The following is a 14,574-nucleotide window of genomic DNA, read 5'->3' on the forward strand; positions in this document are numbered from 1 at the left end:
CCATGGGGTCAGCCCGCAGCCTGAGCACGTGAGTAGTGCCCCGCGACGACTCGGGCAGCCGGTTTGCCGTAGACGCAGTAGTCGTCATTGGCTGCAGCAGTTTCGGCGTTGTACAGGGCGGCCGGCCAGTCCCACAACATGAAGCCGCCCACCCAGGGACGCCTACCCGCCGCGGTCAACATCTCATCGAGGTAGTCGGCCTGTACCTGCCCGTCGGGAGCGCCGATGAGCGTCCAGTCGTTGGGGCGGGCCTGCGCACCGACCCGGCTCGGGCAACCTGCCTCCAGGAAGCAGAAGGGCTTGTCGTACTGCGTGACCACGGCCTCGATGCGGTCCAGCTCGCTCTCCCAGTCCCCGCTCGGGTAGTACCCGCTGGCCGAGATGACGTCGACGGCATCCCACCAGGTGACGTGGTCTTCCTGGTACTTGTCGCAGTTGTAGGTGATGGGTCCGGCGTAGACGTAGCGCACGTCGGCGATGAGCTCCCGCCACAGGGTCTCCTGCGAATCGGCGCGTACCGTCTCACACCCGATGCAGAAGAGGTCGACGTCCAGCTCAGCGGCCAGCCGGGCATGATGGACGATGTACTCCCGGTAGGCGCTGAACCACTGGCCCCAGCTTGGTTCGCCGGGCACGTCCCAGTCGAAGAAACCGATGTAGGCCCGCCAGGTGCCGTCGGCGACGTTGACCATCGGTTTGAGGCACACCTTCAGGCCCTGGTCCCGAGCCCGGTGTACTGCGGCGCGTACCTCGTCATCGGTCAGGGACGGGGAGTCGCGGAACGGGATCGCCGTGGACTGGGCGGTCTCCTGCACAGCCGCGTAGGCGAGGGTCACCCAGTTCACGTTGAGCTGCGACATGGCTGCCATCGACTGCTCCGCCGCCGGCGTGGTCCAGGTGCCGCGCACTCCGGTGAAGCCCCACGTCATCCCGCATACGGGCGCATCCCATCCGGTCGGGCCGGCGGTAGGTCGTTCACTCACTGACTACTCCTTCATGGGAAACGGTGACGGGCAGGACGCACGTGGGGCTGTTGATCCGGGCCACCTGTCCTACGTGCTGCAACGCCCCGGTGGTGTGGTCGGCACGGATCAGGTCGATCGCGTGCCCCCGCTCTGCTGCCACATACAGGAACTGCCCGAAGATCGACAGGTGTCGTGGCCACGCGCCGACGTCGACGCGGTCGACGAACGTCAACCGGCCGTCCGCGAGCAGGAACGAGGTAACGCAGTCGGCGCCGCGGTTGCTGACGTAGAGGACGCGGCCACCGGGGGCGACCTCGATATGGGCTGGATAGTTGCGTGGGGTCGGTGGGTGACCCGGACCCTGGGCCGGCGTCCTGACCCATTCGAGCGTGGGGGTTCGCATGCCGCGACCCAGCGACGTCAGGTCCGAGCTCAGCTCACCGACGACGACGAGCTGCTCCAGCGGGGAGCCGTCGGTTCCGACCCCAGGAACGACCACGACCTGGCGCGGTCCGGTGCCCGGTGCCATCGCCACCACTTCTGAGGCAGCCAGCGGCTCGCTACCGCCCACCTCGTACCGCACGATCTCGTCGGTGCCCAGATCGGCGAGCAGGAAGGTGCCGGCGGCGGTGTTCGCAGCCAGATGCGGATGCGCAGCCTCCTGACGATCCGGATCGGGCCCGGAGCCCTGTCGGCTGGTCACTGCGGTGGGCTCGGCGGCGATGCCGTCCTCGTCCAGGGGCAGGACAGCGACACTGCCGCCCTCGTAGTTGCTCACGATCAGGTGCGTGCCGTCGGGCGTCACCACGGCGTGGCACGGCGCCGCGCCGCCGCTGCTGCAACTGCCCAACGACGTCAACATCCCGTCCGCAGCGATTCCGAACGTGGACACGACACCCTGCGCGGCCTCGGTGAGCGCGTAGATGACGGGCAGTCGTGGATGGGCCTGCAGGTAGGACGGGGACTGCAATGAGTAGGTCGATCGCAACGACAGCGCACCGGTGGCCGGATCGGCAGCGAAGATCGTGATGCCCGTGCCGGTGCCCAGCGCATCGGTGTAGGACCCGACGTACAGCAGGTTCTGGCCGGCCACCTGTCGGCCCCGTTGCTCAGTCATCGTCCAGCGACTGCGGGGTCAGGCCCAGCAACCGGGTCGCTCTGGTGCAGTCGAAGAAGCCCCGGTGCCCGCTCAGGTCGCCGCGGACCGGAACGTCCGGGTAGTGCTGCGCGAGCAATTCGGCCGTTGGGCGCGTGCTGCTGGTCGTCGGGGCCACGACGTAGATGACATGGCTGCCGGTGACGTCGGCCTGCACGGCTGCCAGGGTGGCGGAGGTCGCGTCAGCGAGTGCGGTGTAGCCCCACAGGTCCTTGGGCGCGGCCGGCGGCAGGTCCCGTTTCCAGCCGGCCAGGCTCGACGGGTCGCGCAGCACCGCATGTACGCGGAGGCAGACGATCGTCGCCGACGGGTTCCGCCTTCCGAAGTCGGCGGCCTGCGCCTCGGCCACCCACTTCGACAACGAGTACGGGTCGTGGGAGTAGGTCGGGTGGTCCTCGGTGATGGGGAACCAGTCGTAATGGGGAGTGTGACTGTAGGCCCCCCCGATGGCATTGATGCTGGAGGCGAGACACACCTTTGTGATGCCGTTGTCGGCGGCTGCGAGCAGGGCGTTGTAGCTCGCGATCACATTGTTGTGGTGCACCTGCGGCTCGGGTGCGGCGGTGGGTTTGATGTAGGCAGCGAGGTGGATGACGGCGTCGCAGCCGCGTACCGCGTCCCGCACAGCGGGGTAGTCGGTCATATCGACCTCAACGGGGTGCACCGCCTCGTTGTCGGCGGACCGGTGCGCGCCGGGCAGATCCAGGGCGACGACGCTGTGCCCCTGCTCGACTGCGGCAGCCGTGACCGCAACTCCGAGCAGACCCCCGGCCCCGGTGACCGCTATCCGCATGAGTCCCGACCTGCTGCCTCACGCAGACCCTTGAGGTACCCGATGGCGAACAGCCGACCGTAGGGGGAGTAGCCCGGACGGTCGTTGCTGTCGCCTTCGACCGTGGGCACGTGGTCGGGGCGCAGTACCCCGTCGAAGCCGACCTCGCGGTAGGCGCTCAGACAGGCGAGCAGGTCGGTCGGGCCGTCGTCGTGCCACGTCTCGTGGAAAGACTGGGCGGTGCCGCGCACGTCGCGCATGTGCACGAAGAAGATCTTCTGCTGGCGCCCGAAGTGCTGGATCACGCCCGGCAGATCGTCGGACATCAGCGCGAAGTTGCCCTGACAGAGCGTGATTCCGTTGACCGGGCTGGGGACCAGGTCCAGCAGCCGGTCGTAATTCTCGATGCTGCGCATGATGCGCCCCACTCCGCGCAACGGGGAGATGGGCGGATCGTCCGGGTGCATCGCCAGCTGCACGCCGGCCCGCTCGGCCACCGGGACGACGCGTTCCAGGAAGTGCTGCAGGGTCTTCCACAGCGTTTCTTCCGGCAATCGGCCCCACGGGGTGCCCGGTGCGTCGGCCAGCAGGGACGCGTCAAAGCTGCTGACCAGCGAACCGCCCCGCGACGGGACCGCGGTGTTGGTACGTACCCAGTTGAAGTCGGCCATCCATTCGTAACACCACACCGGGATGCCGAGGCGGCCCATGTTCTCGATGAGCGTGCAGACAGTGTCGATCTCGGCCTCACCGCCGGGTAGGCCCCGTTTGGCATTGTTCAACGGTGGCCGGGCCTCGATCACGGCCAGCTCGAAACCCTGTGCCTGGTAGAGCTGTTGCATGCGCAGCAGTGGCATGAAATCCCATGGCTGCTCGCCGTCCTGGAGTGTGTCCGCAGGGGGCAGTCCCCCGACGGCGTGGCGGACCCCGGCCTGTCGCATCAACGGCCACAGCACGGTTTCGCTGGTGTCCGGCGGCAGGAATTCGGCGATCTGGATCATCGCGTCGCACCTGACTGCTGCGCGGCTGACTGCTGGGTGGCTGTCCGCTGCGAGAGCCAGGCCTGGTAGGCCAGCTCGATGTGGTCGGCCCAGGGTTCGTCGTCGATCTGGGCGCTGCTGAAGCTGCCGTCGGTAATCGCGCCCTTGCCGTACTCGTCGCGGATGCTGACGTCCTGCGCCGCGTCGGCGACCCGCTGGGCGAGATGGGCAGGGATGAAGACAACACCGGTGGGAGTGCCCAGCACGACATCACCGGGCAGGACGGTGGCAGGGCCGATACGCACCGGGAAGTTGACGCCGGCGAGCACCACGTCGGCAATGGCGGTGGGGTCCGTGCCGCGGCAGAAGAAGTTGACGCCGTCCAGTTCCTGCAGGCCGGCGAGGTCGCGCACGCCGCCGTCGATGACGGCGCCCACCCCGGTCCGGACCGCGATGGCCGTGCCGAGGTTGTCCCCGATCACGGTGCCATCGGCGATCTTGCCGAAGATGTCGGTGACCATCACGTCGCCCTGCTGCAGCAGCGAGATCACCCACGAATTCTGCTTATCAGGCTCACGGTGACCCTCGCGCGCGCCGGCTGCGACGACGACCGCGTCCAGGTCCGGGCGGTGCGGCAGGAACTGGCAGGTCAGCGCCCGACCGACCAGCGGGGTGCCCGGGTGGGTCTGCAACCAGCCGCCGGAGAACTGTCGGTGGTACCCGGCATCGCGCAGCACCGACCAGGCCTGCTCCGTCGTTGCGGCCCGCAGTCGGGCCAGGATCGCGTCGGGCACGTGCGGGCGACCGTCGGGTAGCCGCTCGCCGGTCCAGTCAGGGGTGAGCTCTACGACGTCGGCGGGGTCGGGGGAAACGCGCATCGGTCTGCTCCTTCCTATCGGTTGCCGGCAAGAGCGGCGGGGGCGGTCGGGGCCAGCGGAAGGCGCGGCAGCAGGGTGGCGTGCAGGGAGTGGTAGAGATCGGGACGACCTGACCAGACGGTCGCGGCCGGCTGATTGCCGGGGTCCAGCTCATGACGCCAGGAGCCGTCATCGTCGATCAGATAGGTGGCTGCGTAGTCCCACCAGGTGCGGTACCAGGTGTCGTACCCGCGGTCACCGGTGTGTTTCAGCAGCGCTGCAGCCGCGCAGATCGCCTCCGCGACCACCCAGTGCATCCGCTGCCGGACCACGGGAGTGCCTGTCCAGTCGGTGGTGTAGACGAAACCGTCCGCACCGTCGACGGCCCACCCGTCGGCGACGGCCCGCTGGAAGAGCTGGACGGCCCCGTCGGTGAGGACCGGTGCATCACCCACCCCGGCCGCGGCCACATGCAGGGCGAGTCTGGCCCATTCCAGGCCGTGCCCCACGGTGGCGCCGTACGGCTGGAACGGGTGGTCCGGTTCGTCGCGGTGGTGCTCCATCATCGGGGACCACTCGGCGTCGAAATGCTCCGGTACCCGCCACCCGTTCCCACGCGCCCAGCCCAGGACAGTCGTGGTGATGCGCGCGGCCCGCTCGCGCCAGCGGGGGTCGCCGGTTGCATCCGATGCGGCCAGCAGCGCCTCGACGCTGTGCATATTGGCATTGATGCCGCGGTAATTGCTGTATTCGGACCAGTCGGCGGCTGCCTGATCACGGTGCAGACCGTAGGCCTCTTCCCAGAAACGAGCGTCCAACACGTGCAGTGCCTCGTCCAGGAGCGCTCGTGCGCCGGGAATGTCGGCAAACGTGGCGCTGGAGGCGGCCAGTACGACGAACGCGTGCGCGTACGCCTCTTTCGCGTCGTCGCATTCCGGGCCGGGACCGATGGAGGCGAACCACCCCGCGTTGACGGCGTCGCGCAGCTGTCCGGTCAGACCCTGCAGGGCGCGGGCGGCAAGCGGCGCGCAACCGGGGATGCCCGCCAGGTGACCCAGGCTGTAGGCATGCAGCATCCGAGCAGTCACGTAGGTGTGCACGGGCTTGGCCTGGTCCGGTCGGCCCTGCTCGTCCAGCCACCAGGATCCCCCGCCCGGGTGGGGGAAGTTGCGTGCGAACTGCAGCTGGAGTGCGGTCTGGCGCAGCAGCCACGCCCGGTGGTCCGGCTGATCGATCCACGAGGTGGTCATCGACGCTTCCCTTCTCGAACGGTCATGGATCGCTGGGGGTCGCGGTGATCTGGTCGTACGGGTCACGGTCACTTCGCGGCCGCTGCTTCGGGGACTGCTCCGGCGGAGCTTCCGCCGGCCGAGATTCCGCGATCCGGGTCGGAGATGATCAGGGACAGGCCGGAGGCCGAACTCTGTGGAGCGAGCTCGCTCTGCAACACCATCGCTGCGGCGCCGGTGGCCGCTGCATCGGTTGCGTTCGAGGAGATGCTCACGGTGACCGGGTGCGCTCCGCGGGCGAAAAACGTCTGCTCCAGACGCTGCTGAATGGCAGGCAGGAACAGCGGACCGGCGACCGCGAACGCAGGTCCGGTCAGGATCACCTGGTCGAGATCGAGGATGTTGGTCAGGGTGTGCACGGCGACGGCTACGTCATCTGCAGCACGGTCGAAGATCCGGGCAGCTGCGGGGTGGCCGTTCATAGCGGCTCGCGCGGCTGCGGCGAACTGCTCGTCGATCAATGCCCCGCTCAGATCGCAGCCGGCGCGCTGCGCCGCCTGCACGATTGCACCGGCGCTCGCCACCGTCTCCAGGCAGCCGTTGCTACCGCACCAGCAGGGCAACCCGTTGCGCACCACGCAGATGTGCCCGATCTCGCCGGCGTTGCCGCTGGCACCGACGATCGGATGACCCGATGCAAGAATTCCGGCGCCTATCCCGGTGCCCATGTAGACGGCTGCGAACACGCTCGTCGGGTCCAGCGCCCCCGCCCAGAACTCACCGATGGCAGCCGCGGTGGCATCATTTCCCAGGACAACCGGGAGGCCGGTTGCGGCCGCCAGCGCGTCCACGAGCGGGAATTCGATCCACGGCTGCATCTCCGGCGTGGACAACGCAATACCGGTTGCCGTGGTCGCCGGTCCGGGGGAGACCAGACCGACACCGGTCAGTCGTTCGAGGGTCAGGCCGACCTGCGTGACCAGAGCCGTCACGTCCGCAGCCATCCGCTGCACCACCTGCTGCGGGTCCTGGGTGTCGGTGCCGCCCCGGCGTGACCAGCGGGCCACCACATGCCCGGACAGATCGGCCAGAACGTAGGTGGTCGCGGTGTGGTCCAGATGTACGCCGACCGCGAAACGCGACTCGATGCCGAGGCTGAGCAGCACAGCCGGCTTGCCACCGGTCGAGGCTGCCCGGCCGGACTCGACGATCAGGCCGTCGTTGATCAGCCCGCGTACGACGACGGTCACGGTGGCTGCATTCAGACCCGTGCGCCGCGCAAGAGCAGCGCGACTGATCTGTCCGGCTGCCCGGATCCCATCGAGCAGCAGCGCGCGATGGGCGGCCAACGCCGTGCTGGATGACCTGGTCGCCATCTGAGTCCACCTCCTACGACTTCGGTAACGATTTGGGGTTCCAGCGTCCCACCGAAGCGGTTGGCCTTGACTTACTGTAAACACTACATTAAGAATGTGGCATCAGTCACAGTTCGCCGAAGATCTTCCAGTCGGCCCAGACCAGCAGTACCGCCGCCCCGCTCGGGTCGGCCCATTGAGAGGACAACACATGCTTCACTCCCAGCGCGGACGCTCCGTGGTCGCCCTTGTCGCCGTGAGCTCGTTCGCCGGTCTCGGCCTGGCTGCCTGCGGGTCGAGCAGCGGCGGCTCCTCGTCGAACGCATCCGGCCCGCCGTCCGGAACGATCCTCGTTCTGACGAACCGCACCGACATCGTCAATACCGAACTGCCTGCCTACGCCAAGGAGTTCAACAAGATCTACCCGAAGGTCACGGTGAAGTTCCAGGCCCTCACCGACTACGCGGGCGACGTCAAGACCCGGATGAGCACGAAGAACTACGGCGACGTGTTGCTGGTACCGACCGACATCCCCCCACGCAACTGGCCACCTTCTTCGAACCGCTCGGCACAACGGCTGAGATGGGCAAGAAGTACCGTTTTGCGGACGCGATTGCCAATGCCGGCAAGGTCTACGGGCTCGCTACATTCGGCGACGCAAACGGCATCGTCTACAACAAGAAGATCTTCAAACAGGCCGGCATCACCTCCGAGCCCACCACGCCCGGTCAGCTGATCACCGACCTGAAGGCTGTCAAGGCCAAGACGGCAGCCACTCCCTACTACACGAACTACAAAGACGGCTGGCCGTTGGCGTGGCCCGCTGGGACGATGGGCGCCGTCAGTGGCGACGTCAATGCGAACGTGAAGATGGCTTCCAACCCCACGCCGTGGGCCGCTGGATCCGAGATGAACACGCTCGACAACCTGCTGTACACCATGGTCAAGGACAAGCTGACCGAGAAGGACCCGACCACAACGAACTGGGAAACCTCCAAGTCACTGCTGGCAACCGGCAAGATCGCCATGATGCCGCTCGGGTCGTGGGCTCTGCCGCAGATGCAGCTGGCCTCCAAGACCGCCGGTACCGACCCCGCCGACGTCGGCTTCATGCCGATGCCGTTCCAGACCAATGGCAAGTCCAATGTGCCGATCGGGCCGGACTGGACCCAGGGTGTCAGCGTGCACTCCAGCAACAAGAAGGCCGCCATGGCCTGGGTCACCTGGTTCACCGACAAGTCCGGTTACTACAAGCCCAATGGTGGCGTTCCGACCTTGAAGTCGCTGCCGCTGCCCGACAGTCTGACGTCGCTGAAGGGCGCGAACATCCTGCAGATGGTGCCTTCGCCCAAGTCAACTGCGGTCGACAAGCAGTCCGAGATCGCCATCACCCAGCCGGACCCGTACCGCAAGCTCGTCGACTCTGCCCGCGGTGCCTCGGGCACGACGGAGCAGCAGTTGTTCGACCAGTGGAACAAGGCGTGGGGCGCCGCGATCAAGTCCGTCGGCTGACCCGTTCCCTGTCCTTAGTTACGCGGCAGGCAATGCGTTGCCTGCCGCGTAACGGCAAGGTCTTCACCCCAGCACGCCCAGCACGCCCCCACACAGTGGCGACCGCCCGCATCCGGTGCACGGTCTCGCACAGAGGAGAAATCAATGAGTGGTCTCACGTCGGGGGTGCTGTCGCGCACCCAGGACAGGAGTGCGCGTAAAGCGAAAAGCCGTCGCAAGGGCCGCGGCGGGGTCAGTGGCTCGAAAGTAACCCCGTATCTGTTTCTGCTCGTTCCCGTGGTGCTGCTGGTTGTATTCACCTACATCCCGGTCGTCAATCTGTTCTGGTACTCGGTCACCAGCTGGGACGGGCTGAGCCCGAGCAAACCTTTTGTCGGCCTGACCAATTATGAAGATTTCTTTACCCGGCCTGAATTGTTCAGGGTCTTCTTCGTGTCGCTGTACTACATCGGCGCGTCGGTGCTCCAGATGGGCCTCGCGCTGTATTTCGCCACAATTCTCAGTTTCAACACGAAGTTCAAGAACCTTTTCAAGGGAATTCTCTTCTTTCCCTATTTGATCAACGGCGTCGCCGTGTCGTACATCTTCCTGTTCTTCTTCCAGCCCGGTGGGACGCTCGACTCCGTGCTCGGCGTGGTCGGTATCCACAACACCCTGCTGTGGCTCGGCAATCCGCACATTGTGAACGTTTCCCTCGCCGGTGCATCGATCTGGCGGTTCATGGGGCTGAACTTCGTGCTGTTCCTCGGAGCCATCCAGTCGATCCCGACGGATATCTACGAGGCGGCCGAACTGGACGGCGCCAACCGCTGGCACCAGTTCCGGTACATCATTGCGCCGGGTATCAAGCCGATCATCAGCCTGACCTTCATCCTGGCGATTGCCGGCAGTCTGTCGGCCTTCGAACTGCCGTTCATCATGCTCGACGGTGCCAACGGGTCGGCCACCTTCGTCATCCAGACCATCAAGATCGCTTTCCAGGACAACAAGGTCGGGCTCGCCTCGGCAATGGCCGTCGTCCTGCTGGCCATCGTGCTGATCATTACCTGGGTCCAACGCAAGCTCGTGCCAGATGAGGATGTGTCCCTTTCATGAAAAGCTCCCACAGCATCAAGTCTCGCGCCGCCGCAACCGGTAAATACACGAGCCTGGTTGTCTATTCGCTGATAACCCTCGTGCCGCTGGTCGTTCTCGTCATCACGTCGCTGAAGACAAAGAAGGACTACGCGACCAGTGGGCCGCTGGACCTGCCACGACATGTGACGTTCGCCAACTTCAAATATGCATTCGTGCAGGGCGACATGGCCAGCGCCTTCATCAATACGACGATCATCCTGGTCATCTCGACCGTGGCTTCCATCATCATCGGGACGATGGCCGCCTATGCGATCAGCCGATTCAATTTCCGCTTCAAGAAGACGGTGGTGGCGGCCTTCCTGCTGGCCGCGCTGGTGCCGGCCGTGACGACGCAGGTTGCCACGTTCCAGGTTGTCAATGCGCTCGGGGTCTACGACACCCGTAAAGCTGCGATCATCCTCTTCACAAGTACCGATATCGTCTCGATCTACATCTTCATCCAGTTCATGCGCTCCATTCCGATTTCGCTGGACGAGGCTGCCAAGTTGGATGGGTGTAACCACTTCACCATCTACCGCAAGATCATCCTCCCGTTGTTGCGGCCGGCGATTGCCACCGTGGTCATCATCAAGGGCATCGCGATCTACAACGAGTTCTACATTCCGTATCTGTACATGCCCGACCAGAACCTCGGTGTCGTCTCCACGTCGCTGCAGCGCTTCATCGGGCCCAGAGGCACCGAGTGGGAGCAACTATCGGCCGGCGCGCTCATCGTCATCGTGCCCACGCTCGTCATCTTTCTGGTGCTGCAGAAGCAGATCTACAACGGCATATCGGCCGGCGCGACCAAGTAGACATTTCGGTGGGTAGGGCCGGGGACGGTCACGTCCCCGGCCCTGTTCATGCCCGCGACACCATTACCCACGCCCATCACCCGAACTCCCCGAGTTTGTTGAGATGAAGAGGTTTCCCCGATGAAACGCACGCAGTTGCACGACAACTGGACCATGCAGGCCGGCGGAGGATCAGTCCCGGATGCCGTCGCCCACCGGACCATCCCTGCTGCGGTGCCCGGTTGTGCCCACACCGATCTGATGTCGGCGGGGCTGATGCCCGATCCCTATCTCGACATGGTCGAGGACGAGGTCGTGTGGGCGCATCGCGCGAACTGGACCTACGAACGTCCGATCGACATTGCCCGGGCCGCACCCGACGAGCGGGTCGACCTTGTCTTCGAGGGGTTGGACACGGTGGCCACGGTGCGCCTGGGTGACACCGAGCTGGGTCGGACCCGTAACCAGCACCGCACGTATCGGTTCGATGTACGCGATCACGCGGGAGCGGGTGACGCCACCCTGCAGGTCGCTTTCGCCTCGGCCCTGATCCACGCGGAGGAAGAGGAAAGCCGCGTCGGTGCCCGGCCGCGGGTCTACCCCACGCCGATGAACATGGTGCGCAAGATGGCCTGCAGTTTCGGCTGGGACTGGGGCCCCAACCTGCAGACCGCAGGAATCTGGCGCCCCGTCCTGCTCGAGCGTTGGCGGACGGCTCGGCTGGAGTCGGTACGCCCGATCGTCAGCGTCGACCCGGACGGGAGCGCCTGCGTGCTGGTGCATGTCGACGTCGAGCGCTCCGGTCTGGAAGGTTCGGGGACGCAGGGTGCCGGGACGCAGGGTGCCGGGACGCAGAAAGCCGAATCGGCGCTCACCGTCGACGTTCGACTGTCCCGAGGGTCCGACATGGAGCACGGCACTTGGAACGCATCGGTTGAAATACCCGCAGGATCCTCGGCGGGCTCGGCCACGGTGGTCGTGACCGACCCGCAGCTGTGGTGGCCGGTCGGATACGGACAACAACCGCTCTACGACCTCGATGTCACCCTGTCCAGTACTGACGCGGATGCCGGAAATGCAGATACCGACAACGCGGCGCTGGACACCTGGCACCGTCGGATCGGCCTGCGGACAGTCACGCTGGACACTGATCCGGACGACCACGGCACCTCCTTCGTGCTGCGGGTCAATGGCGAGCCGGTCTTCGTACGCGGCGCCAACTGGATCCCGGACGACCACTTCGTCAGCCGCATCACCCGGGACCGCCTGGACCGACGGATCACCCAGGCCGTGGGCGCGAATCTCAACCTGCTGCGGGTGTGGGGCGGCGGGATCTACGAGTCCGAGGACTTCTACGACCTGTGCGACGAGGCCGGGATCATGGTCTGGCAGGACTTCCTGCTGGCCTGCGCGGCCTACCCCGAGGAGGAGCCGCACCGCAGCGAATTCGAGGCCGAGGCCCGCGAGCACGTTGCGCGGCTCACCCCCCATCCGAGCCTGGTGATCTGGAACGGCGGCAACGAGAACATCTGGGGGTTCGAGGACTGGGGTTGGCGCGAGCCGCTGGCCGGTCGGACCTGGGGCCTCGGTTACTACACGGAGCTGTTCCCCAGCATCGTTGCCGAGCTGGACCCGAGTCGGCCGTACTGCCCCGGTAGCCCGTTCTCGCCCGGTAGTCAGCACCCGAATGATCCCGACCACGGCACCCACCACGAGTGGGAGGTCTGGAACCGGACCGACTACACCAACTACCGGGGCGACATCCCCCGGTTCTGCTCGGAATTCGGCTTCCAGGCGCCGCCGGCATGGAGCACCCTGCAGCGAGCGGTGCGTAACGCCGACGGTTCGCCGCTGTCCAAGAGCGACCCCGTCTGGCTGCTGCACCAGAAAGCCGAGGAGGGTAACGACAAGCTGGACCGTGGTCTGGAACCACACCTCGGTGTGCCGCAGGACTTCGCGGACTGGCACTGGGCCACCCAGTTGAACCAGGCACGGGCCGTCGCGCATGCGGTCACCCACTACCGGTCCTGGTGGCCCCGCACTGCGGGATCCATCGTGTGGCAACTCAACGACTGCTGGCCGGTCACTTCCTGGGCGGCGATCGACGGCGACGAACGGCTCAAGCCGCTGTGGTGGGGGTTGCGCGCCGCGTATGCCGACCGCGTCCTGTCCGTGCAGCCGCGCACCGACCCGGCCACCGGTGAGAGTGCTCTGATGGTTGCCGTCATCAATGACTCGGCACTGCCCTGGACCGGCACGCTGCAGGCGTCCCGCCAGACGTTGGCGGGTGAGAATCTCGCACAGATGACGTCCGTGGTGGACGTCGCTGCGCGCTCCGTGCAGCTCGTGCCGGTGCCCGAGGACGTGCAGAATCCCGGTGACCCACGCGGTGAGGTCCTCGTCGTACAGCTGGCGGACCCGTCAGCTGAGTCCGACGTGCCGGCGGGTGATGTGCACTGCTGGGTCGAAGACCTCGAGCTGGCCCTGGACCCGTCGGCGGCACAGATCGATGTCGTGGCTGTCGAGGGTGGATACCGCCTCACCGTGCACGCCCTGTCACTGGTCAAGGACCTGATGGTGCTGGCCGACCGGGTGGACCCCGAGGCAACTGTCGATGCCGGCCTGATCACGCTGCCGGCCGGTACGTCGGTCACCGTGACGGTGCACTCGCCCCGGTCCGGCCTCACGCAGGCACTGACCGCGCGGTCGGTCGTGCGCAGCGCCAACGACCTGCAGTCCCAACATGTTGCGGCGCCGGTCTGACCGTGCCCCCAGGTGAGAGGGGAAAACAGGCGCCCATCCGGGCTGCACGCCTTGAGGTGGTCACCATCGGGGAGGCCATGGTCGGCCTGCTCGCCGACGACGGATGCGACCTGACCCTCTCGCGGCGCTTCGAGCGGCAGGTGGTCGGGGCCGAGGCAAACGTCGCCATCGGCCTGGCCCGGTTGGGACGCCGGGTCGGCTTCATCGGTCGGGTCGGTGCCGATGCCTTCGGTGACGGGCTCGTTCGTGGGCTGCGCGCAGAGGGGATCGACGTGTCGCACCTGGTCCACGACGGCCAGCACGCGACGGGCGTTCTGTTCCGCGATGTCTGTGTCGACCGGCCGATCCAGGTGGCGTACTACCGCTCCGGTTCCGCAGGTGCTGCACTGTGCCCGGCCGATATCGACGAGCAGTACCTGGCCGACGCCCGACTGTTGCACCTGACCGGCATCACACCCATCCTGAGCGATACGGCGTGGGCGGCGACGCGGGCAGCCCTCGCCGCAGCGAAAAGTGCTGGAACAGCCGTGGTCTTCGACCCCAACCTGCGGCGGACCCTCTGCCCGGATGCAGTCGCAGTGCCCAGGCTGCGCGAAATCATCGGCGGCACCGACGTCCTACTGGTCGGACTCGAGGAGTTGCATGCGCTGGTCGGCGACGGCCACCAGATGCAGGACGCGGCACGTCTGCTGCTGACCGAAGGTCCCGAGGTCGTCGTCGTGAAAGACGGCATCCGGGGGTGCTGGGCCTTCGACCGGGACGGGTCCTTCCACCAGCCGGCCTGGCAGGTGACGGCGCTCGATCCGGTCGGCGCGGGCGATGCCTTCGCCGCTGGTTTCATCCACGCCTGGCTCGACGAACTGCCGGTCCCACGAGCTCTCGTCACCGCAGCCGTCACTGCCGCCTTGTGTGTATCGACCCGCGGTGACAGCGCCGGGCTGCCCTTCGCGCGGGACGTGGCCGCCGTCGAGCTGGGGGCGATCGATGTCAGACGTTGAGACCGCGGCGCGCAGCGGCACTGCACCAGCGCGATCGATCAGCACGGATAGACCCGATATGAAGACTTCAGGAGACT

At 66.4% G+C, this 14,574-nt stretch carries 12 protein-coding genes; 5 read left to right on the top strand and 7 right to left on the bottom strand.

Features of this window, described 5'->3' with window-relative positions; translation table 11 throughout:
- Window positions 1-8 precede the first annotated feature (8 nt).
- From V3G39_03090 to V3G39_03120, 7 genes are all read right to left on the bottom strand, one after another.
- On the bottom strand, window positions 9-983 hold the full coding sequence (locus tag V3G39_03090; protein ID XAS77039.1) for a 1,4-beta-xylanase: 975 nt from the start codon (window positions 981-983) through the stop codon (window positions 9-11).
- A complete protein-coding gene (locus V3G39_03095) occupies window positions 976-2,082 on the bottom strand; it encodes a beta-propeller fold lactonase family protein (protein XAS77040.1) in 1,107 nt (368 codons plus the stop codon). The genes V3G39_03090 and V3G39_03095 overlap by 8 nt, the downstream gene beginning before the upstream one ends.
- Window positions 2,075-2,914, bottom strand: a complete 840-nt coding sequence (locus V3G39_03100) for an NAD(P)-dependent oxidoreductase (protein ID XAS77041.1) — start codon at window positions 2,912-2,914, stop codon at window positions 2,075-2,077. The genes V3G39_03095 and V3G39_03100 overlap by 8 nt, the downstream gene beginning before the upstream one ends.
- The gene (locus V3G39_03105) at window positions 2,905-3,894 is read right to left on the bottom strand and encodes a mannonate dehydratase (GenBank protein ID XAS77042.1); all 990 of its coding nucleotides are present in this window, start codon (window positions 3,892-3,894) and stop codon (window positions 2,905-2,907) included. The genes V3G39_03100 and V3G39_03105 overlap by 10 nt, the downstream gene beginning before the upstream one ends.
- Window positions 3,891-4,751, bottom strand: coding sequence for a hypothetical protein (locus tag V3G39_03110; protein XAS77043.1), 861 nt, complete (start codon window positions 4,749-4,751; stop codon window positions 3,891-3,893). Before V3G39_03110 ends, V3G39_03105 begins: the two co-directional genes overlap by 4 nt.
- A 14-nt stretch (window positions 4,752-4,765) precedes the next feature.
- A complete protein-coding gene (locus V3G39_03115; protein ID XAS77044.1) occupies window positions 4,766-5,980 on the bottom strand; it encodes an AGE family epimerase/isomerase in 1,215 nt (404 codons plus the stop codon).
- A 68-nt stretch (window positions 5,981-6,048) separates the two neighbouring features.
- Window positions 6,049-7,335, bottom strand: a complete 1,287-nt coding sequence (locus tag V3G39_03120; protein XAS77045.1) for an ROK family transcriptional regulator — start codon at window positions 7,333-7,335, stop codon at window positions 6,049-6,051.
- Window positions 7,336-7,857: 522 nt separating this feature from the next.
- On the opposite strand from V3G39_03120, the gene V3G39_03125 reads away from it, so the two are divergent.
- From V3G39_03125 to V3G39_03145, 5 genes are all read left to right on the top strand, one after another.
- Complete coding sequence (locus V3G39_03125; protein ID XAS78167.1) at window positions 7,858-8,826, top strand: extracellular solute-binding protein; 969 nt, start codon at window positions 7,858-7,860, stop codon at window positions 8,824-8,826.
- 165 nt (window positions 8,827-8,991) lie between these two features.
- Window positions 8,992-9,921 carry a sugar ABC transporter permease gene (locus V3G39_03130; protein ID XAS77046.1) on the top strand — a complete coding sequence of 310 codons (930 nt, stop codon included), beginning with the start codon at window positions 8,992-8,994 and terminating at the stop codon, window positions 9,919-9,921.
- Window positions 9,918-10,757, top strand: coding sequence for a carbohydrate ABC transporter permease (locus tag V3G39_03135; GenBank protein ID XAS77047.1), 840 nt, complete (start codon window positions 9,918-9,920; stop codon window positions 10,755-10,757). Before V3G39_03130 ends, V3G39_03135 begins: the two co-directional genes overlap by 4 nt.
- A gap of 120 nt (window positions 10,758-10,877) precedes the next feature.
- Complete coding sequence (locus V3G39_03140) at window positions 10,878-13,499, top strand: glycoside hydrolase family 2 TIM barrel-domain containing protein (GenBank protein XAS77048.1); 2,622 nt, start codon at window positions 10,878-10,880, stop codon at window positions 13,497-13,499.
- A 56-nt stretch (window positions 13,500-13,555) separates the two neighbouring features.
- On the top strand, window positions 13,556-14,497 hold the full coding sequence (locus V3G39_03145; GenBank protein XAS77049.1) for a sugar kinase: 942 nt from the start codon (window positions 13,556-13,558) through the stop codon (window positions 14,495-14,497).
- Window positions 14,498-14,574: the final 77 nt, after the last annotated feature.

It is taken from the genome of Dermatophilaceae bacterium Sec6.4 (genome assembly GCA_039636865.1).
Classification (GTDB): domain Bacteria; phylum Actinomycetota; class Actinomycetes; order Actinomycetales; family Dermatophilaceae; genus Allobranchiibius.